The sequence below is a fragment of the Pseudomonas sp. N-1-13 genome (genome assembly GCF_057787095.1).
Map to the genome: position 1 here is coordinate 453,916 of NZ_JBYNRI010000001.1, position 21,054 is coordinate 474,969.

Below are 21,054 nucleotides of genomic sequence, written 5' to 3' on the forward strand. Positions count from 1 at the left end.
TGACGACGAGACCCCATGGCCACTCCCAGCGCTAGCTCTTATAACGCAGACGCCATCGAAGTCCTCTCGGGCCTCGACCCGGTGCGCAAGCGCCCCGGCATGTACACCGACACCAGTCGGCCGAACCACCTTGCCCAGGAAGTCATCGACAACAGTGTCGACGAAGCCTTGGCCGGGCACGCCCGTTCGGTGCAGGTCATCCTGCACGCCGATCACTCGCTGGAAGTCAGCGACGACGGTCGCGGTATGCCGGTGGATATTCACCCTGAAGAGGGCGTATCCGGCGTCGAGTTGATCCTCACCAAGCTCCATGCGGGTGGCAAGTTTTCCAACAAGAACTACCAGTTCTCCGGCGGTTTGCACGGGGTAGGTATTTCCGTGGTCAACGCCTTGTCGACCCTGGTCCGCGTGCGGGTCAAGCGTGACGGCAACGAATACCAGATGACGTTCGCCGATGGCTACAAGGCCACCGAACTGGAAGTGGTCGGCACCGTCGGCAAGCGCAACACCGGGACCAGCGTGTATTTTGCGCCGGACCCGAAGTATTTCGATTCGCCTAAATTCTCCGTCACCCGCCTCAAGCACGTGCTCAAGGCCAAGGCCGTGTTGTGTCCGGGGCTGCTGGTCAGTTTCGAGGACAAGGCCACCGGCGAGAAAGTCGAGTGGCATTATGAGGACGGCCTGCGTTCTTACCTGGTGGACGCGGTCAACGGTTTCGAACGCCTGCCGGACGAGCCATTCTGCGGCAGCCTGGCCGGGAACAAGGAAGCGGTGGACTGGGCGCTGTTGTGGCTGCCCGAAGGCGGCGAAAGCGTCCAGGAAAGCTACGTCAACCTGATCCCCACCGCTCAGGGCGGCACCCACGTGAACGGGTTGCGCCAGGGTTTGCTCGACGCCATGCGCGAGTTCTGCGAGTTCCGCAACCTGCTGCCCCGTGGCGTGAAGCTGGCGCCGGAAGACGTCTGGGAGCGCATTGCCTTCGTATTGTCGATGAAGATGCAGGAGCCGCAATTCTCCGGCCAGACCAAAGAGCGTCTGTCGTCCCGCGAAGCGGCGGCGTTTGTTTCCGGGGTGGTCAAGGACGCGTTCAGCCTGTGGCTCAATGCTAACCCGGAAACCGGCTTGGCCCTGGCAGAACTGGCGATCAACAACGCCGGCCGGCGCCTCAAGGCCAGCAAGAAGGTCGAGCGCAAGCGCATCACCCAGGGGCCGGCGTTGCCCGGCAAGCTCGCTGACTGTGCCGGGCAGGACCCGATGCGTTCCGAGCTGTTTTTGGTGGAAGGTGATTCCGCCGGCGGTTCGGCCAAGCAGGCGCGGGACAAAGAGTTCCAGGCGATCCTGCCGTTGCGCGGCAAGATCCTCAACACCTGGGAAGTGGACGGCAGCGAAGTGCTGGCCAGCCAGGAAGTGCATAACATTGCCGTGGCCATCGGTGTCGATCCGGGCGCCGCGGACATGAGCCAACTGCGTTACGGCAAGATCTGCATCCTCGCCGACGCCGACTCCGACGGTCTGCACATCGCCACGTTGCTCTGCGCGTTGTTCGTCCAGCATTTCCGCCCGCTGGTGGACGCCGGTCACGTCTACGTGGCGATGCCGCCGCTGTACCGCATCGACCTGGGCAAAGAGATCTACTACGCCCTGGACGAGGCTGAGCGCGATGGCATTCTTGATCGTTTGGTGGCCGAAAAGAAACGCGGCAAACCGCAGGTCACCCGATTCAAGGGCCTTGGCGAGATGAACCCGCCGCAACTGCGCGAAACCACCATGGATCCGAACACGCGCCGCCTGGTGCAGTTGACCCTGGATGATTTCGAAGCGACCTCGGAAATGATGGACATGCTGCTGGCGAAAAAACGCGCTGGCGATCGCAAGTCCTGGCTCGAATCCAAAGGGGACCTGGCCGAGGTGCTGGCCTGATGCGCAACGGTTTCGCCCTGGCGTTGTTGCTGTGGGCGGGGGTGGTGGTCGCAGGTCCTGCACCGCAGTTGAAGTTGCTGTCCGAGCATGCCGTCGAGGATTTGCGTGGCGGTAACTTGTCCGGGCTGGCCGTGTGCGGGGGTGAAATGTGGACGGTGTCGGATCGCGATGACGATCGGATCTACCGTCTCAAGTCTTCTGATGCGCCGGTCTGGCAGGCAGAAGCCGTTGAAATCGAGGTGCCGCCGGTGCCGGACAGCGGTTTGCCGTGGGGTTTGAGATCGCGGACCTGGGCTGCGTCGTACCTGCGCGGTGGCGAGCTGGATTTCGAAGGCATCAGTTGTGACAGTGCCGGCAATCGCTACGTGGTCAGTGAATCCCATGCCGCGGTGTTGCAGGTGTCGCCGACGGGCGCCGCGTCCTGGTTGAAAATCGGACCGGCGATGATCCGCCAGGCGCGGGCCAGCGGCATGTTGCTGCATTTCAATGCGTTGTTTGAAGGCTTGGCGATCAATCCGGCCGGTGATCAGCTATGGCTGGCCGCTGAGCGGGAGCGTCGCGGGTTGTTGCTGATCAAGCGTCAGCAAGCGGTGTGGGAGTGTGATGGCAACTGCGTGTTGCTCAGTGAAGCGGGGAAGCAGATGCAACCTGAGCAGTTTCTCAATGCCCGGGCGGTATCACGGGATTTCGCCGATCTGTCACTGTTCGACGGCAAGCTGTTTACCCTGGAGCGCAACGCTTATCAGATTTGCCGGCGTGACTCGCAAACCGCTCAAGTGGAGCGTTGCTGGTCGTTCGCCGCCGAGGCGTTGCAGGAAAACCGTCGTTATTCACAGAACTACGGCTTGGCCGAAGCGCTGGTGGTGGATGCCGAGGGCGCCTGGGTTGGTCTGGATAACAACGACGGGGCACGGGCCGACGGCGAACAGCGGCCGATCATCTGGCGCTTTGCCGCGCCGGACGGTGGTTGGGGCGCCACGCCATGAGCCAGCAACCGCCGGGCAAGCGCGCCGGCCGGGTGTTGATGATACTGGCCTGGTGCGCGGCGCTGTTTCTGGCGACGCGGTTTTTTGCCCAGTGGGAGCAGCGTGCGCAGAATCCCAATACCGAGGTGTATTCGCAAAAGGGTGAAGGTTTTATCGAGGTGAAGCTGGTCAGCAATAAACAGGGGCATTTTGTCGCCAGCGGCCAGATCAACGGCCAACCGGTGGACTTCATGCTCGACACCGGCGCCACGGACGTGGCGATCCCGCAGGAGCTGGCTGCGCGCCTCAAGCTGGAAAAAGGTTTCGGTGTGACGTTGAGCACCGCCAACGGTTTGAGCGAGGGTTATCGCACCCGTATCGACCGTTTGCAATTGGGTGACATCGTATTGCGCGATGTCCGTGCCCTGGTGGCGCCAGGCCTGGGCGGCACGCAAGTGCTGCTGGGCATGAGCGCCCTGAACAAACTTGAATTTACCCAGCGCGGCGGCACCATGTTGCTGCGCCAGACAACGAACTGATGAGGCCCGCATGAGCGATATTCTTGCAGACAGCTTAGACGGCGTAGAGCGCCGGTCGCTGGCTGACTTCACCGAAAATGCCTACCTCAATTACTCCATGTACGTGATCATGGACCGCGCCTTGCCGCACATCGGCGACGGTCTCAAGCCGGTTCAGCGGCGGATCATCTACGCCATGAGTGAGCTGGGGCTGGATGCCGATTCCAAGCACAAGAAGTCGGCGCGTACCGTCGGTGACGTGCTGGGTAAGTTCCATCCTCACGGCGATTCGGCCTGCTACGAAGCCATGGTGCTGATGGCCCAGCCGTTCAGCTACCGCTACACCCTGGTGGACGGCCAGGGGAACTGGGGTGCGCCAGACGATCCCAAGTCTTTTGCTGCCATGCGTTACACCGAGGCACGGCTGTCGCGTTATTCCGAAGTGCTGCTCAGCGAGCTGGGCCAGGGCACCGCGGACTGGGGGCCGAACTTCGACGGCACCCTCGACGAACCCTTGGTGTTGCCGGCGCGGTTGCCGAACATCCTGCTCAATGGCACCACCGGTATCGCCGTGGGCATGGCCACCGATGTGCCGCCCCACAACCTGCGGGAAGTGGCCACCGCGTGCGTGCGCTTGCTGGACGAGCCCAAAGCCACGGTGGAGCAGCTCTGCGAACACATTCAGGGCCCGGACTACCCAACCGAAGCGGAAATCATCACCCCGCGCGCCGACCTGCTGAAGATCTACGAAACCGGTCGCGGTTCGGTGCGTATGCGCGCGGTGTACCACATCGAAGATGGCGACATCATCGTCACCGCCCTGCCGCACCAGGTTTCCGGGGCCAAGGTGCTGGAACAGATTGCCGCGATGATGCAGGCAAAACCGTCGAAAGCACCGCAAGTCGCTGACCTGCGCGACGAATCCGACCACGAGAACCCCTGCCGGATCGTGATTATTCCGGTCAACAGTCGGGTTGATCATGACGCGCTGATGCAGCACCTGTTTGCCAGTACCGATCTTGAGTCCAGCTACCGGGTCAACATCAACATCATCGGTCTGGACGGCAAGCCACAGCTGAAAAACCTGCGGGCGCTGCTGGTGGAATGGCTGGAGTTCCGGGTCAAGACCGTGCGCCGGCGCCTGCAATTTCGCCTGGACAAGGTCGAACGTCGCCTGCACCTGTTGGACGGTTTGCTGATTGCCTACCTCAACCTGGATGAAGTGATTCATATCATCCGTACCGAGGAGCACCCCAAGGCCAGCCTGATCGAGCGTTTCGCCTTGAGCGAAATCCAGGCCGACTACATTCTCGATACCCGCCTGCGGCAACTGGCGCGGCTGGAAGAGATGAAGCTGCGGGCCGAGCAGGATGAACTGCTCAAGGAGCAGGCCAAGCTGCAAGCCTTGCTGGGCAGCGAAGCCAAGCTCAAGAAGCTGGTGCGCACCGAACTGCTCAAGGACGCCGAAACCTACGGCGACGACCGTCGCTCGCCTATCGTCGAGCGCGCCGAAGCCAAGGCGCTGAGTGAGCACGATCTGCTGCCGAACGAGAAAGTGACTGTCGTGCTGTCAGAAAAAGGTTGGGTACGCTCTGCCAAAGGTCATGATATTGACGCGACGGGGCTTTCCTACAAGGCCGGGGATGGCTTCAAGGCCCTGGCGGCCGGGCGTTCCAACCAGTTTGCGGTGTTCGTCGACTCCACCGGACGCAGTTATTCGGTGCCGGCGCATACCCTGCCATCGGCTCGCGGACAGGGCGAGCCACTGACCGGTCGATTAACTCCTCCACCGGGTGCAACTTTTGAATGCGTGCTGATGCCTGATGATGACGGGCTGTACGTTATTGCGTCGGACGCCGGCTACGGGTTTGTCGTCAAGGGTGAGGACCTGCAAGCCAAGAACAAGGCGGGCAAGGCGTTGTTGAGCCTGCCGAATAACGCCAAGGTCATAGCGCCGCGACCTGTGTCCGATCGTGAGAACAACTGGCTGGCATCGGTGACGACCGAAGGTCGGTTGCTGGTCTTCAAAATCAGTGACTTGCCACAGTTGGGTAAAGGTAAAGGCAACAAGATCATCGGTATTTCCGGCGAACGGGTGGCAAGTCGTGAGGAATATGTCACGGATATTGCAGTGTTGCCGGAAGGCGCCACGCTTGTGCTGCAGGCTGGAAAGCGTACGCTTTCGTTGAAGGCAGACGATCTTGAACACTACAAAGGTGAACGCGGTCGGCGGGGCAACAAGCTTCCGAGAGGGTTTCAGCGGGTCGATGCACTGCTCGTCGAAAACCTCAATTAAGCGTGCTAGAGCGCTCGGTCTGCGATTAAAAGCCGCAGATCGGCACTTTCGCGCTGGAGTCGGAGCGCATATTCACGGATGATAGGCCCTTTCAAGCGCCGGCGTGGCCGAGCGTTCTTCATATTGACCGAGTATTTTTTCACTGTGGTAAGCCTTGTGGCCGCCACCTGGACGGGACGATGACTGCTCTGCGCCTTCCTATTTTGTGGCTCGCCGGCCTGCTTGGCCTGGCGGGCTGTAGCGTCAATCAGCCAGTGTCGCTGTATCAACTCGACAGCGGAAACCCGGCCCAGCCTGCACAAAGCGCAGGCATGGCGGTATTACTGGGCCCGGTATTGATTGCCGATTACCTGCAACGTGAAACCCTATTGCAACGCCAACCGGACGGCAGCCTGCAGGCCGCCACCGACGGTCGTTGGGCCGGCAGCCTGTCGTCGGACATTGACCAGCTGTTGCTGCGTCAGGTCGCCGGGCATCTGGACAGCCAGCGCGTAGTACTCGCGCCGGCCACCCAGGGCTTTACCCCGGATGTTCAGGTCTTGCTGTCGATTACCCGGCTGGATTCGGGCGAATCGCAACCGGCGGTACTGGATGCCCAGTGGCGCCTGATCGATCGTCGCGGAAAGGTTCGCGAGAACCGGATCATTCATCTGCAGGAGCAACATGCCGGCGGTACCGCGGCGCAGGTCCAGGCTCAGGGCGTGCTGCTGCAACGTCTGGCCGAGCAACTGTCCGTGGCGCTCAAGCCTTTGGCCAACCAGCCGCCTGTCGCAGAGGTGCCGCGCAAATCTGCTCCTGCAGCGACCAAAAAGGTCGAGAAGGAAAAGGACAAGATTCCAATGGCCTTGCCGATCCGTACGGACATGGAAGTGTTCAGGTTCTGATGGTTGAACTGGATGCAAAACAAAGCCCGCGTTGATGCGGGCTTTGTTGTTTCTGTGGGGTGCAGTCTCGGGTGTCTATGCCGGCCTCATCGCGAGCAGGCTCGCTCCCACACTGGATCTGTGGCTAGCAGAGGTCCCTGTGGGAGCGAGCTTGCTCGCGATGAGGTAGGCGAAGGCCACAAAAAAGCCCGCAGACAATCACTCATCTGCGGGCTTCGTCATTTCAGGTGTTGAGGCTCAGGCCTGACGCTCATGCATCCGCGCCAGTTGTCGCTCCAGCATCGACGGATAAGGCTCCATCAGTCGCTCGACGCAGCATGCGCCTTCCGGGCTGGCGATAGGGCGGATGCGGGCGCGCTGGCGGATCAGGGCGTCGTCGTTGATCTTGCGCTCCACCAGCAGCAGGTTGCGGCTGTGTTGCGACAGGGCCAGGGCGTCCTGGGCGGTTTCGGTCAGCAGCAGGTCGATCTGGCTCAGGCCGAACAGCCCGTCACCCAAGGTCAGGCCCAACTGCAATTGCAGGGTGATGCCGCTGTCGGCGACTTCGATCTGCAACTGGTGTCCCAGGGCTCTGAGCAACTCACCGCAGCAAATGGCGTTGGTGAGGTAGTCATCACCGCTGTCCTCGGTGTGGAACAGCATCAGCGTGCTGCCATCGTTCAGGGTGTGCAGTTGGCCCTGATACAGCGATGCGGCTTGATCGAGGCAGTCGCGGTAACGCTCAAGCAGTTCCTTCAGACGCGCCTGGGGCAGCCGGCGCAGTTGGTCCTGGGCGCCCAGTTGCACGGCCAGCACGGCACTGTGTTGGGGCAGGTCCGAGGCGACGGGTCTGGCGACCGATTGCGGCTCATCGGCGATTGAGTCGTCACGCAGGTCGGCGAAAGCATCGTCGTCTTCATCGTCCTCTACCGTGCGGACCACCCGGCGTGGCCCGGGCCTGGAGGCGGGTAGAGGTTGGCTTTCATCGAAGTCCGGGTCCCGCAGGTTACGCACTTCGAAACCTGGTTCGGCTTCGTCGTCACTGTAGTCGATGTCTTCAGGCTCCGGCACGGGGGCAGGTTCCGGGGCGAAGCTGGCGTGCAGTTGCCGAGCCAGATCGCCAATTTCGTCCTGGCGCTGGGTCGCTGGGGTGTGCTCGTCGATATCCCGCAGCCAGACCCGCAGTTGCAGCAATGGCGTAGAGATGTGCCGTCCCAGGCGCAAGCTCAAGGCCAGCGCCAGCGCCAGCAATATCGCGCTGAGGATGCCCATGCTTTGCAGGCTGATGGTCATCGGCTGCTGGAACTGGTCCATGTCCAGGCTGATGCGCAGTTGCCCGGCGGTCACGTCCTGGAAAGTGATCCTGCTCTGGTACATGCCGCCGGATTCGCCCAGCAGGCCCGGCTTGGGACGCTGGCCGGCTTCGGCGAGGATGCGGTTGTCCACGCTATAAATGGCGGCGTGGGCCACCAGTTTGTTTTTGGTGAGGTTGTTGAGCAGCACGTTGAGGCTGAGGATGTCGTTGGACACCAGTAGCTCGGTGGCGGACGTGGCGGTCTGCGTGGTCAGGCTCTCGCCCAGGGCGTCGGCCTGTTCGTGCATTGCCTGCTTGAACTGCAGGCCCATCACGCAGGCATAGATCACCAGGGCCAGGGCGACCAGGATCACGTTATGGCTGGCAATGCGCAATGCAATCGGCACGCGACGGTGGCGCAGTGCACGGAAGATCAGCAGAAAGAAATTGTCGGTTTTGACTGGCGTGGGCCGGTTCACTGAGCTCGGCTCTTTGTCCGTGAAATTGACGCGCAGTATAGCGACAGGCCCATGACCGGCAAAGCACCGACGGTGCCCGATGGTCACTGAAAGTGGGTAGAATGCGGTTTTTTTCCACCTGCGGGGGTGCGCCTTGCGCGAAATCGTCCTGATAAACATCACTGGCAGTGACCGTCCGGGTCTGACTGCGGCCATTACCGGCGTTCTGGCCCAGGGTGGTGTGAACATTCTCGACATTGGTCAGGCGGTGATTCACGACACACTGTCGTTCGGCATCCTGGTTGAAATCCCGGACGCCGAGCAAAGCAAGTCGGTGCTCAAGGACATCCTGTTCACCGCCTACAAGCTCGACCAACAGGTGCGTTTCACCCCGGTGTCCGAAGCCGATTACCAGCATTGGGTCAATGGCCAGGGCAAGAAGCGTCACATCGTGACCCTGTTGACCCGCAAGGTTACCGCCGAGCAATTGCAGCGGGTCAGTTCGATCACTGCCAAATACGACCTGAACATCGACCACATCGACCGTTTGTCCGGGCGCATGCCGCTGGATACGCCGGATGACAAGGGCAAGGGCTGCATCGAATTCTCCGTGCGCGGCGAGCCGGCCGATCCCCAGGCGCTGCGTGCCGAGTTCCTCAGCGTGGCCCAGGAGTTGAATGTCGACATCGCGTTCCAGGAAGACTCGCTGTTCCGCCGCAACCGTCGCCTGGCGGTATTCGACATGGATTCGACGCTGATTGAAGCCGAAGTCATCGACGAACTGGCCAAGGCCGCCGGCGTGGGCGACAAGGTGTCGGCCATCACTGAGCGAGCCATGGCCGGCGAGTTGGATTTTCGCGCTAGCTTCAAGGAGCGCCTGGCGCTACTCAAGGGGCTGGACGTCAGCGTGCTGGACTCCATCGGCGCTTCCTTGCGCCTGACCGAAGGCGCCGAAACCCTGTTCGCCGAACTCAAGCGTCTGGGCTACAAGACCGCGATCCTGTCCGGGGGCTTCACCTACTTTGCCAAGCAGTTGCAGGCCAAACTCGGCATCGACTACGTGTTCGCCAATGAACTGGAAGTCGTGGATGGCAAGGTCACGGGCGTGGCCGTCGAGCCGATCGTCGATGCCCAGCGCAAGGCGGATCTGTTGCGCGAACTGGCCGAGAAGGAAGGCCTGCGCCTGGAACAGACCATCGCCGTCGGCGACGGCGCCAATGACCTGCCAATGCTGGCGATCGCCGGTCTGGGCGTGGCGTTCCGGGCCAAGCCGCTGGTCAAGCAGTCGGCCCGGCAGGCGATCTCAACCCTGGGGTTGGATGGGGTGTTGTATCTGCTGGGCTTCAGGGATCGCGACGGGCAGCTCTGACTCAATCTCCTGTGGCAAGGGGATTTATCTGTGGGAGCAAGTTTTGCTCCCACAGAGAGCTCTCTCTTCACAAAGGGTTATGTATTGGCGGTCTAAAGCGACTTCCACAACGAATCAAAATCCCCTTCATTGTCGTGGCCATCTCCGGTGGTCGCTGAGTCTTCCTGTCGATAAGCAAACTGGTTGAAGCTGTGCGTGCTGGTCACCCGTCGGTCCAGGCTGGCGCGGCGTTCCTGGCCGTTGGTGTTGATCAGCACTTGCTGGCCTTCCTGGAAAGGCAGACGGGGCGCGATCATGGTGGGAGGCAGATCAATGGCGCTGATCTCAGGCAGCAGCAGCCCTCGCAGGTAGTGACCATGCTCATCCTTCTCTCGTACCAGTTGCAGCCCGCAAGGCTGGGCATGAGGCGCGACCAGCTCGATACCCATTTGCATGGCGCCATTGCGCACTTGCCTGATCCAGCGCACCACGGCGATGCTCCAGGCTTGATCGTTAGTGTCGCGAATGCCGACCATTTCCCCGGCCTGCAGTTGCTCAGGCACCTCCTTCGGCCAGCCGAGGCAGTAACCTCCGGGGCTGTGATTGATGATGGGCAGGTCGTAGGTCGCGAAGTGGTGCTGGTTGTCGGAGCTGGCGCCGTCGTCATCGGCTGGATTGACCGGGTACTCGATTTCTTCATAGGGCAACAGATCACTGTCACCGGCCGCAGCTGCGTCGAAAGCCTGGCTCCAGGTGTCGTTGGTCTTGGTCGGTGTGGCCTCGAACCGGGCCTTGCGCGTTGCAGAGTCCTTGAGGATTTCGCTGAAAGAGCGCTCGCCGCCCAGGTAATAGTGCAAAGCGCTCATGCCCACGCAGAGCGTCAGCGTGCCGTTGCCCTCCGTGCGCTGGAAGCTGCGTTCGACCGCTTCGCCCCAGGCCGCTTGCAGGTGATGCAAGGTGTCGGCGTTCATTGCGCCAGGCACGGGCAAGGTGTGATCGTCGGGTTGCTCCAGATGAGTGGCAATGGCGCGCACCAGCGGCTGCGGATCGAAACCCAGCAGGCTGGGCTGTTGCTCGGCCCTGAACTTGGAGCGATAGCGCGGCCCGATATCCAGTTGCGGTGCAACGGCGAACAGGCTCGTGGCGGTGGTGGCCGGGTCCAGCGTGACCTTCTGACTCCAGGATTCGAGCACCTCGACGAGTCGCGCAATCTGGCCCTGGCGCAGTTGATTGCTGCGTGAGGTGCCCAGCAGCAGGGCGACCACGTAGGTTTGCTCGACATTCAACTGGTGCACCTGGCTGGCCAGTTCATCGCTGACGCTGAGGTGTTGCAGCCGATGGTGGCAGGCGATTCGGTACAACTGATGCAAATCGAGCCACAGCCCTTCGGGTACCGGGCTATACAACTGGCTGATACGCAGCAGCGTGCCGTCCAGGGCATGCATCGCGCGTTGCAGCGCGGTGCTCAGCAGCCGGGCGCGGTCCTTGGAGTATTTCGGCGAGATGCGCGCGACGATCTGTTTGTAACCCATGGCCAATTGGGTTTGCAGGGCCTGGCACAGGTTGACGATCTTGCGCGAGCGCTCATCCAGAACGATGGCCTGTTGCAAAAAATGCCGCTCCAGGTGTTTGCAGACGTAATACACCTCGGGCCGCAACAATTCGAGCAGTTGCAGGCGATTATCGCTGGGGGTGATCAGTTGGTTGAGTTCGCCGATGGCCTGGTACAACAGGCGTGCGGTTTCGCCGATATTGGCCTTGGGCAGGTTGGCGATCCAGCGCTTGAGGTCGCGCGGCGTGGCGTCGCAGAACGACAGGCGCGACTGGGTCGGTGTCAGAACGCGCGAAAGCTGGAGAGGGCTGGTCTCATTCATGCCGTGGATGGGCTCCGGCGGGAAATGAAAGGGATGTTCCCAACTCTAGCAGCTGACAGAGAAGCGCGCCGCGCTGGATGTGCTGTGGAAGCCAAGCTTGCTCGCGATGCAGGCGCCGCGGTCTTTGTTTCAGACTGCGTTATCGTTCATCGCGGGCAAGCCTTGCTCCCACAAGCCGGCTTCCAAGGGCGTGAATCAGGCTTTTGGCAATGCCAACCCCTGGCCCATCTGCACCGGCGAACCGGCCACCAGGTCTTCGACCCATTGCACCTGATTCGGGCCGAACAGCACGATGGCGGTCGATCCCAGTTTGAAGCGGCCCAGCTCGGCGCCTTTCTCCAGGTGGATCGGCGCCCGGGCGGCTTCGTCGTAACGGAAGGTTTTCAGTTCGCGCTTGGGTGGCGTCACCAGGCCGGCCCAGACGGTTTCGATGGAGGCAACGATCATCGCGCCCACCAGCACCACGGCCATCGGCCCGCGCTCGGTGTCGAAAATGCACGCCACGCGCTCGTTACGGGCGAACAGTTCCGGAACGTTTTCGGCGGTGGTCTGGTTCACCGAGAAAATCCGTCCCGGGATGTAGACCATTTCCCGCAGGGTGCCGGCCAGTGGCATGTGCACGCGGTGATAGTCCTTGGGCGACAGGTAGATGGTGGCGAAATCGCCGCCCATGAACGGCGCTGCGTTGGCTGCATCGCCGCCCAGCAGTTCCAGCACGCTGAAGCTGTGGCCCTTGGCTTGGAATACCCGGCCGTGCTCGATGGGACCGAGTTGGCTGACGGCACCGTCGGCGGGGCTGAGGATCGCTCCCGGAGTCTGGTCCAGCGGGCGGGCGCCTTCTTTCAGCGCTCGGGTGAAGAACGCATTGAAGTGCTCGTAGGCCGTAAGGTCTTCGACCAGCGCCTGGGACATGTCCACCTGATAACGTTTGGCGAACCATTGGGTGAAGGCATTCTTGAACCAGCGCACGCGGCATTCGGCAATGCAGCCGGCCAGCCGAGACAGCAGGTGGTGGGGTAGCAGGTATTGGCTGAGGATGAACAAGCGGTTTTTCATTAACTGTCCTTAAGAACCTTCAGAGCTCGATGGGGGTATCAGGGTGGTTGCCCCATTCGCCCCAGGAGCCGGCATAGCCTTTGACTCGCGGATAACCGAGCGCCTTGGCCACCAGATAGGTGAAGCCAGAGCGGTGGTGGGTCTGGCAATGGGTGATGATTTCTTTGTCAGGCGTGATGCCCAACTGTTCGAGGATCTGCGGCATGTCGCTGCGGATGCGCAGGTTGCGTGCCTGATCCATGCCGGCGGTCCATTCGAAGTTGATCGCGCCGGGAATATGTCCGCCCCTGGCTGCGACGACTTTCTCGCCGGAATATTCCAGCGGCCCGCGTGCGTCCCAGATCGCCAGGTCAGCGGCACCGAGGCGGCTTTGCAGGTATTCGCGGGTGGCGGTGGGTTCATCGTGCAGGGTCAGGCTCACCGGGCCTGTGGCGGGCGGCGGCACTTCAGTGGACACCGGCAGGCCTTCGTCCAGCCACGACAGCAAACCACCGTCGAGGTAGTGGTAGTTCGAATGGCCGATCACATCCAGCAGCCAGATAAAGCGCCCGGCCCAGCCACCGCCTTCATCGTCATAGACCACGTAGACCGCATTCGGGTTGTGCCCCAGTTCGCCGAACAGCGCCTCGAGGTCGGCTTTTGCTGGCAACAGGCCTGGTGCCGGGGGCTGGCCCAGTTGGGTGCGCTTGGGGTCGACGAAGCGTGCGCCAGGGATGTGCCCGGTGCTATAGCGGGCGGCGCTGGTCAGGTCCACCAGAATCAGTTCGCGGGCGTCGAGGCGCGACAGCAGGTCGCTCGGCTCGATTACCAGCGGCAAGCCAGAGAAGTCAGGCATGTGAGGTCTCCAGGGGCGCAAAGGGAAAAGATTGTATCAAGATCAGCGACCGCGGTTGGTAAAGCTGTGCAAGGCGCGTTCGATACACTGCACGGTTTTACCGAAGGCTTGCACCGTCACGTCCGAGAAGGGCCCGCCGCCCTGGTCCACCGCCACCAGCATGATCACCCGGCCGTTGCAGGTCAGTGAACGCAGCAGCAGGTGTTCGCCGCGAAACAGGCTGCGCAGGCCCGGCGGCAGCAACGCCGAAAACTGAGCGTTGTTGTCCGGGTTCAGGCGAACCTGGGCCTGCTGGGCCTGCAACCGTTGCAACACTTTGCTTTGGCTGATGGAAAAACTCATGGCCGCCGCTTCTTTGGGCAGGCCGGCGATCTGATGCACGCGCAAGCTGGTCTGGCTGCGGTCGGCCATCAGAATCATCACCCGCCGCATGCCGCAGGCCACCAAGGCGTCCCGTGCCGAGGTGGTCAGGTGCATGGCGTTGCTGAACGGGCTCGGTTCCAGCAGCAATTCGGCGCATTGCTTGCGCCACTGGGTCAGGTCTTCGGCGCTGGGCGGGGCGGCCGGCAGCAGCCCCGGGTGGACGCGTCGGCTGCCCCAGGGCCAGATCAACGCCACAGCCGGATGCCAGAGGTCCGGCATGGTGTTGTGGCGGGCACTGATGACGGCTTGCTGGTGCAATTGCTGCTGGACCTCATCCATGGACATCTGCAGATACAAACTTGTCAGATATTGCCAGCGGGTGCTGTGAGGGCCGTCCCACGCCTGTTGCGCTGAAAGGGCCAGGCCGTTGGCTAGCAGCACTGTGTTGGCTGGCTGATTGAGCCAGCGCCGCAGGGTCGGGTCATCGTCCAGGCGATTCTGCTGGCGCAGCGGGTGTTCACTGTCCCGGGCGATGCGCAGCACTTTCACCAGCTCGCGGCGTTCGTTGAGCAGCAGGCGGTAGCCCTGAGCCACCCAGACCGGCAGGCGCCAGGTCTCTACCAGCGCCAGGCAGATTTTCAGCAGGCTGACGCCGAACAACTCGCGCTCCACTTTGCTCGCTGACTGGCCTTTATGGACAACCCGCAATTCCCACTCGCCCAGCAATCCCGGATGAGTCAGGGCCAGCGGCCAGAGCGGTGACAGAAACAGCAGGCTGCCCCAGTGGATGTCTTGCCATAGCCGCGCCAGGCGGCTGGCAAAAAAACCATTGGCCTGTTGCGTTGCGTGCTGGCTGATCAATTGCAGTTGGCGCAGCGCGAGGGGGATTTGCTGTTCCGGCAACGAGGGCAGTCGGGCAAGCAGTTCTTCGGTGCGCTTGAGGCCGAGGCGGTTGATGGCCACTTCGAGATTTTCTGCCGGTTCGGCAAAGTTGCCATGGGTGTGATGGTTGGCTTCACGAATGACGCTCAGCGCCAGGGCGGGGCTGTCCTGGATCAGCTCGGCAATGTCGCGCAGTGAGCGGCGGCTGTCGGCAATGGCTTTGCAGACCAGGTCATGACTGGCTTGCGGCACTGGCAGATGGACGCCCTCGAGCAGCTTGACCCAGCCTTCGAGCGTGTTCGGTCGTGGAGTTGGAACCTTCGTTTCATTAGCCATGGCTGGACGCGATCATCATAGGGAGTATCTACGCCCGGAACGGGGCAAATTGGCTTTTCGCCTGAACTGGCTATAGTCTGGCGCAGTTTTGCCGATAAGTAGAAGAAGAGATTTTTCAGCTTCCGAATATGACCTTGAACCCGACTTAAATAAGTACTTTCTATCTATGGCTAAAATTATCGGCATCATTGTCGTGTTCGCGAGCGTTCTGGGCGGATACGTGCTCTCCCATGGCAAGATTGCCGCCCTGGTCCAGCCCTTTGAGGTCTTGATCATCGGCGGCGCGGCCCTTGGCGCATTCCTGCAAGCCAACCCCGGCTACATGACGATGCACGTGCTCAAGAAGTCCTTGAGCATGTTCGGCTCGCGTTTCAGCCACACTTTCTACCTTGAGGTGCTGGGGCTGATCTACGAGATCCTCAACAAGAGCCGCCGCGAAGGCATGATGGCGATCGAAGGGGATATCGAAGACGCAGCGTCCAGCCCGATCTTCGCCAAGTACCCCACGGTGCTCAAGGATGAGCGCATGACGGCGTTCGTCTGTGATTACCTGCGCATCATGTCGTCCGGCAACATGGCTCCCCATGAGCTCGAAGGCCTGTTCGACATGGAACTGTACAGCCTCAAGGAAGACCTGGAGCACCCGTCTCACGCGGTCAACGGCATCGCCGACGGCATGCCGGGTTTCGGTATCGTCGCGGCGGTATTGGGCATCGTGGTGACCATGGCCTCCCTGGGCGAAGGCGACCAGGCATCTATCGGCCTGCACGTAGGTGCGGCACTGGTAGGTACCTTCTTCGGTATTCTCGCCGCGTATGGCTTCTTTGGCCCGTTGGCCCATTCCCTGGCCCACGACGCCAAGGAAGAACTCAATGTCTACGAAGCCATCAAGGCATCGCTCGTGGCCTCGGCTTCGGGCATGCCTCCATCGCTGGCTGTGGAGTTCGGTCGCAAGGTCCTGTACCCGGCGCACCGTCCAAGCTTCGCCGAGTTAGAACAAGCGGTTCGCGGTCGCTAAGATGGAAAACAACCAGCCGATCATTATCAAGCGCGTCAAGCGCATAGCCGGCGGGCATCACGGGGGCGCCTGGAAAATCGCCTTCGCCGACTTCGCGACGGCGATGATGGCGTTCTTTCTGGTGCTGTGGCTGCTGTCCACCGCGACTCCAGAGCAGAAAATCGCCATCGCCGGTTATTTCAAGGACCCGGTGGGTTTTTCCGAAAGCGGCACGCCGTACATCATCGACCTGGGCGGCTCGCCGGTCCTGGCGCCGGAAAACACCCTCAACCCTGAAGTCGAATCCCAGCCTCAGCCCGACAAGGCGAAGGTAGACGCCAATGACGCCGAAGGCATGGCCGAGGAGGTCGAGCGCGAGCGTCTGGAGTTGTTGCTGCAAGAGTTGCAGAACAAAGTCGAAGAGAACCCTCAACTGCAGAAGTTCAAGGACCAGATCCTGTTCGAAATCACGCCGAACGGCTTGCGCATCCAGATCATGGACGCCGAGAACCGTCCGATGTTCGACTCTGGCAGCGCGCGCCTGAAACCTTATTTCGAAGATATTCTGCTGGCCATGGCCGACACCATCAAAGCGGTGCCGAACAAGATCAGCATCAGTGGTCATACCGATGCCAAGCCCTTCATCGGCAAAGGCGATTTCGGTAACTGGGAACTCTCCGCCAATCGCGCCAATGCGGCTCGTCGGGCCCTGGTGGCCGGCAGTTATCCGGACGAGCAGGTGGCGCGGGTGGTCGGTTATGCCTCCTCGGCGCTGTTCGACCGCAAAGACCCGTTCAACCCGGTCAACCGGCGGATCGATATCGTGGTGTTGACCAAGAAGGCCCAGAAAGCCATCGAAGGTTCGCAAACCGATGACCCGGCGCCGGACCCGGCCCAGGGCGCCGGCGCGCCGGGTGAAGTGCCGGTTACGCCCGGCGCGGCGGCGGATCCGAACGCATTGCCGGCGGACCAGCAGCCTGTTCCCGCCCATGAGGTACGTGAGCGTCTGAATCTGTTCGATGATCTCGCGCCGAAACCGGCCGAGCCGCCTGCGCAGTGACCTGACTGGCGAGCGTAAACCTGTGGCGAGGGGATTTATCCCCGTGGGGCTGCGAAGCAGCCCCTCTTTTTTCATCTGATATTCGGGGTGATAAAGGGGGGGCGCTTCGCGCCCCAGCGGGGATAAATCCCCTCGCCACAACTGTGTCCGGCTTGTCTTCCTTTCGGATCAGTAACTGCTTTCCGGCAAGCTGGCGATGATCGAGCGATAGCTGTTCATCCGTTGCTGCTGCACACGACCGTCTTCCAGCGCCTTGAGCAGGGCGCAACCGGGTTCGCGGTCGTGCTTGCAGTCGCGGAAACGGCAGGTGCCGATCAGGTCGTTGAACTCGATGAACCCCGCTTCCACGTCGGCTCGGCTGACGTGGCCCAGGCCAAACTCGCGGATGCCCGGCGAGTCGATCAATTCACCGCCGCCGGGGAAGTGGAACAACCGCGCCGTGGTGGTGGTGTGAGTGCCCTGGCCGGACAGCTCGGACAACGGCCCGACGCGCGTCTCGACTTCCGGCAGCAGGCTGTTGACCAGCGACGACTTGCCGACACCGGACTGGCCGACAAACACGCTGATGCGCCCGTCCAGTTGTTCCTGCAATTTTTCCATGCCGTCGCCGTGGTGAGCCGAAACCTCCAGCACCGGGTAGCCCAAGTGCCGATAGACCGAGAGCAGTGCGTTCAGCGCCGGGGCGTTGTGTTCATCGATCAGGTCGAATTTGTTGAGCAGCAACAAGGGGCGGATGCCGGCGTGTTCGGCCGCGACCAAATAGCGGTCGATCAGGTTGGCGTGGGGCTCGGGTAGCGGGGCGAAGACGATGACGATCATGTCGACGTTGGCCGCCACCGGCTTGAGCTGGCCTCGGCTGTCCGGACGGCACAGTTCGGTGTGGCGCGGCAGTTGAGCCACGATCACGCCGATGCCTTGGTTGCCGGCACGCCAGACCACCTGATCACCAGTGACCAGGGCCGGCAGGTTGGCTCGCAGGTGGCAGCGGAATACCTGGCCGGCCAATTCGCCTTCACGGGCCTCGACCTCGACCTGTACACCGAAGTGCGCGATCACCAGGCCGGTCTGTTCAGGGCCCAGGTCGCCGCCCTCCAGCGCTTGTACCGCGCTGGATTCGCGTTTGGCGGCGCGGGCGGCGCGCTCGCCCTGAATCTTTTCGATGCGCCAGTTTTGACGACGATTGAGTTGGCGTTTGGCCATGGGTGTTCCGTATGAAGAATGCAGCGATTAGGTAAAAACGGCCGCGAGTTTAGCACGCTCAAGGCCCTGCCTCGGGTTTGAACGAAAAGTCGCCGAGCAGCGATCAGGCAGGGCGAAAACAGGCGAGGAAGCGGCGTTGACTGGTGGTCAATGAGCATTCCGAGGCTGTTTTCAACGCAGCATGATCGTCGCGCAGGCACTTTTCGTTCAAAGCCTAAGCTAAACTGCGCAGCTACGCCGAGGAGCTCCCCCATGCAGAACCCGCAGAACCTGATCTGGATCGACCTGGAAATGACCGGTCTGAACCCGGACACCGACGTCATCATCGAAATGGCCACCATCGTCACCGACAGTGATCTCAACACCCTGGCCGAAGGCCCTGTGATCGCGATCCATCACAGCGACGAGGTCCTGGCGGGTATGGACGAATGGAACACTCGCCAGCACGGCGGCTCAGGCCTGACCCAACGGGTGCGCGAGAGCAAAATCAGCATGGCTGAGGCCGAAGCCCAAACCATCGCCTTTCTTGAGCAGTGGGTGCCCAAGGGCAAGTCACCGATCTGTGGCAACAGCATCTGCCAGGATCGTCGCTTTCTCTATACCCATATGAAATCCCTGGAAAGCTACTTTCACTACCGCAACCTGGACGTCTCCACCCTCAAGGAACTGGCCGCCCGCTGGGCACCTGAGGTACGTGACAGCTTCCAGAAGGGCGGCAGCCACCTGGCCCTGGACGATATCCGCGAGTCCATCGCCGAGCTGCAGCACTACCGTAAGCACTTCATCAAGTTCTAAGTCGGCTCCTCGGCTGTTGTGCGAGCACGCTTTTGTGGCGAGGGAGCTTGCTCCCGCTGGCCTGCGAAGCAGGCCCAACAGCTTCAGGTAGATCGAGTTGTCCGGTTTGGCGACTGCTGCGCAGCCGAGCGGGAGCAAGCTCCCTCGCCACAGGGGTAGTTTGAACGGGCGGCATGGCGCTCAGGCAGAAGACGGTGTCGCGCCCTCTTTTGGTGCCTGCCCAAACTGGCTAGACTGCGCGCCTTCCTGCAAGGACCGCCATCATGTTGCTGATGCTTTACCTGATCGCCATCACCGCCGAAGCCATGACTGGGGCTTTGTCTGCCGGGCGTCGTGGCATGGACTGGTTTGGCGTGGTGCTGATCGCCTGCGTCACCGCGTTGGGTGGCGGCTCGGTGCGCGATGTGCTGCTCGGTCATTACCCGCTCACCTGGGTCAGGCACCCGGAATATCTGGTGCTGACCACCGCGGCGGCGATGCTGACGGTGATCCTGGCGCGCTGGATGCGCCATTTGCGCTCGTTATTCCTGGTGCTCGACGCCGTGGGCCTGGTGGCGTTCACCCTGATCGGCTGCATGACCGCCCTGGAAATGGGCCATGGCATGTTGGTGGCTTCGGTCAGTGGCGTGATTACCGGCGTTTTCGGTGGCATCCTGCGTGACATTTTTTGCAACGATATCCCGCTGATCTTCCGTCGCGAGCTCTATGCCAGCGTTTCGTTTGCCGCGGCGTGGTGCTACATGCTGTGTGTCTATCTGCAGTTGCCGAGCGAGCAGGCGATCCTCATCACCTTGTTCGGCGGTTTCCTGTTGCGGCTCCTGGCGATCCGCTTTCACTGGGAAATGCCGAAGTTCGTCTACAACGACGAGGTCTGACGCTCGGCGTGTTGGCGCAACGCCCACTCCACATGCTCGCGCACCAGTTCCGATGGGTAATCGCGCCGCGCTTCAAGCGCTTGCATGACCGGGATGGTTGAAGGTGCATTTCCCAGCCCCACCGCCAGGTTGCGCAACCAGCGTTCGTACCCGGCGCGGCGCAGGGGCGAGCCCTCGGTACTGCTGAGGAATTTTTCCTCGTCCCACATGAACAACTCGGCCAACCCGGCATTGTCCAGGTTGTGTCGCGGTTTGAAGTCGCTTTCTCCGGACGGTCGGGCGAAGCGGTTCCACGGGCAGACGATCTGGCAGTCATCGCAACCGAACACCCGGTTGCCGATCAATGGCCGCAGTTCCTCGGGGATGGCGCTTTTGAGTTCGATGGTGAGGTAGGAAATGCAGCGTCGGGCATCCAGGACGTAGGGGCCGACGAAGGCATTCGTAGGGCAGATGTCCAGGCATGCGGTGCATTTTCCGCAGTGTTCGCTGGCGTGGGGCGGGTCAACCGGCAGCGGCAGGTCGACGAACAGTTCGCTCAGGAAGAAATAGCTGCCGGCCTTGCGGTTCAGTACCAGGGTGTTTTTACCGATCCAGCCCAAGCCGGCCTGCTCGGCGATGGCTTTTTCCAGCACCGGTGCGCTGTCAACGAAGGCCCGATAACCGAAGGGGCCAATGACCGCCTGAATTTTTTCTGCCAGCTGCTGCACGCGTTTACGGATCAATTTGTGGTAATCGCGGCCCAATGCATAACGCGAGACGTAGGCTTTTTCCGGTTGGCCGAGCATCTGCGCCATTTGCGTGTCGCCCGGCAGGTAGTCCATGCGCAGGGAAACCACACGCAATGTGCCCGGCACCAGTTCCTCGGGGTGCGAGCGTTTGCTGCCGTGGGCGCCCATGTAGTCCATCTCGCCGTGATAGCCCGCGTCGAGCCAGCGCTGCAAATGTTGCTCATGCACGGCCAGGTCCAGGCCGCTGATGCCGACCTGCTGGAAACCCAGCTCGCGGCCCCAGTCCTTGATGGATTGGGCGAGGGCGGGGAGGTCTGTGGGAATGACGGGCATGAGGCGAGAGAAACCGGAGCTGAGATGCGTATAATTCTGCCAGACATCGGAGCCCGAA

At 61.6% G+C, this 21,054-nt stretch carries 17 protein-coding genes; 10 read left to right on the forward strand and 7 right to left on the reverse strand.

The window, feature by feature from the left end; all coding sequences use genetic code 11:
* Window positions 1-15: 15 nt before the first annotated feature.
* The 5 genes from parE to AC3I65_RS02065 all read left to right on the forward strand — a co-directional run bounded on the left by parE (window position 16) and on the right by AC3I65_RS02065 (window position 6,583).
* Window positions 16-1,920 (forward strand): DNA topoisomerase IV subunit B, encoded by a 1,905-nt coding sequence (gene parE, locus AC3I65_RS02045; protein WP_047227288.1) that lies wholly within the window; start codon window positions 16-18, stop codon window positions 1,918-1,920.
* Window positions 1,920-2,906 (forward strand): esterase-like activity of phytase family protein, encoded by a 987-nt coding sequence (locus AC3I65_RS02050; protein WP_047227289.1) that lies wholly within the window; start codon window positions 1,920-1,922, stop codon window positions 2,904-2,906. Before parE ends, AC3I65_RS02050 begins: the two co-directional genes overlap by 1 nt.
* A complete protein-coding gene (locus AC3I65_RS02055; RefSeq protein WP_076382906.1) occupies window positions 2,903-3,424 on the forward strand; it encodes a retropepsin-like aspartic protease family protein in 522 nt (173 codons plus the stop codon). Before AC3I65_RS02050 ends, AC3I65_RS02055 begins: the two co-directional genes overlap by 4 nt.
* A 10-nt stretch (window positions 3,425-3,434) precedes the next feature.
* Entirely contained in the window at window positions 3,435-5,699 is a 2,265-nt protein-coding gene (parC, locus tag AC3I65_RS02060) for a DNA topoisomerase IV subunit A (RefSeq protein WP_047227291.1), read from the forward strand.
* Window positions 5,700-5,878: 179 nt separating this feature from the next.
* Window positions 5,879-6,583, forward strand: coding sequence for a PqiC family protein (locus AC3I65_RS02065; RefSeq protein WP_047227292.1), 705 nt, complete (start codon window positions 5,879-5,881; stop codon window positions 6,581-6,583).
* 237 nt (window positions 6,584-6,820) lie between these two features.
* Here AC3I65_RS02065 and AC3I65_RS02070 read toward each other — a convergent pair whose 3' ends face one another.
* On the reverse strand, window positions 6,821-8,335 hold the full coding sequence (locus AC3I65_RS02070; RefSeq protein ID WP_305467213.1) for an AhpA/YtjB family protein: 1,515 nt from the start codon (window positions 8,333-8,335) through the stop codon (window positions 6,821-6,823).
* Between the two features lie 133 nt (window positions 8,336-8,468).
* Between AC3I65_RS02070 and serB the strand changes: the two genes are divergently transcribed.
* The gene (gene serB, locus AC3I65_RS02075) at window positions 8,469-9,683 is read left to right on the forward strand and encodes a phosphoserine phosphatase SerB (RefSeq protein ID WP_076382904.1); all 1,215 of its coding nucleotides are present in this window, start codon (window positions 8,469-8,471) and stop codon (window positions 9,681-9,683) included.
* A 92-nt stretch (window positions 9,684-9,775) separates the two neighbouring features.
* Here serB and AC3I65_RS02080 read toward each other — a convergent pair whose 3' ends face one another.
* From AC3I65_RS02080 to AC3I65_RS02095, 4 genes are all read right to left on the reverse strand, one after another.
* Entirely contained in the window at window positions 9,776-11,536 is a 1,761-nt protein-coding gene (locus AC3I65_RS02080; RefSeq protein WP_047227295.1) for a hypothetical protein, read from the reverse strand.
* A gap of 195 nt (window positions 11,537-11,731) precedes the next feature.
* Entirely contained in the window at window positions 11,732-12,592 is an 861-nt protein-coding gene (gene asd, locus AC3I65_RS02085) for an archaetidylserine decarboxylase (protein WP_488523427.1), read from the reverse strand.
* A gap of 19 nt (window positions 12,593-12,611) precedes the next feature.
* Window positions 12,612-13,427 (reverse strand): thiosulfate sulfurtransferase, encoded by an 816-nt coding sequence (gene rhdA, locus AC3I65_RS02090; protein WP_047227297.1) that lies wholly within the window; start codon window positions 13,425-13,427, stop codon window positions 12,612-12,614.
* Window positions 13,428-13,469: 42 nt separating this feature from the next.
* Entirely contained in the window at window positions 13,470-15,008 is a 1,539-nt protein-coding gene (locus AC3I65_RS02095) for an HDOD domain-containing protein (RefSeq protein WP_454865207.1), read from the reverse strand.
* 166 nt (window positions 15,009-15,174) lie between these two features.
* Here AC3I65_RS02095 and motA point away from each other — a divergent pair, with 166 nt between their 5' ends.
* On the forward strand, window positions 15,175-16,026 hold the full coding sequence (gene motA / locus AC3I65_RS02100; RefSeq protein ID WP_047227299.1) for a flagellar motor stator protein MotA: 852 nt from the start codon (window positions 15,175-15,177) through the stop codon (window positions 16,024-16,026).
* Between the two features lies 1 nt (window position 16,027).
* Window positions 16,028-17,065, forward strand: a complete 1,038-nt coding sequence (motB, locus tag AC3I65_RS02105; RefSeq protein WP_107321460.1) for a flagellar motor protein MotB — start codon at window positions 16,028-16,030, stop codon at window positions 17,063-17,065.
* A 168-nt stretch (window positions 17,066-17,233) separates the two neighbouring features.
* Here motB and rsgA read toward each other — a convergent pair whose 3' ends face one another.
* Window positions 17,234-18,265 (reverse strand): small ribosomal subunit biogenesis GTPase RsgA, encoded by a 1,032-nt coding sequence (rsgA, locus tag AC3I65_RS02110; protein WP_047227301.1) that lies wholly within the window; start codon window positions 18,263-18,265, stop codon window positions 17,234-17,236.
* Between the two features lie 252 nt (window positions 18,266-18,517).
* On the opposite strand from rsgA, the gene orn reads away from it, so the two are divergent.
* On the forward strand, window positions 18,518-19,060 hold the full coding sequence (gene orn / locus AC3I65_RS02115) for an oligoribonuclease (protein WP_047227302.1): 543 nt from the start codon (window positions 18,518-18,520) through the stop codon (window positions 19,058-19,060).
* A gap of 260 nt (window positions 19,061-19,320) precedes the next feature.
* Complete coding sequence (locus tag AC3I65_RS02120; protein ID WP_171061284.1) at window positions 19,321-19,935, forward strand: trimeric intracellular cation channel family protein; 615 nt, start codon at window positions 19,321-19,323, stop codon at window positions 19,933-19,935.
* Here AC3I65_RS02120 and queG read toward each other — a convergent pair.
* On the reverse strand, window positions 19,917-20,996 hold the full coding sequence (gene queG / locus AC3I65_RS02125; RefSeq protein ID WP_047227304.1) for a tRNA epoxyqueuosine(34) reductase QueG: 1,080 nt from the start codon (window positions 20,994-20,996) through the stop codon (window positions 19,917-19,919). The two genes, AC3I65_RS02120 and queG, sit on opposite strands and share 19 nt — an antisense overlap.
* Window positions 20,997-21,054: the final 58 nt, after the last annotated feature.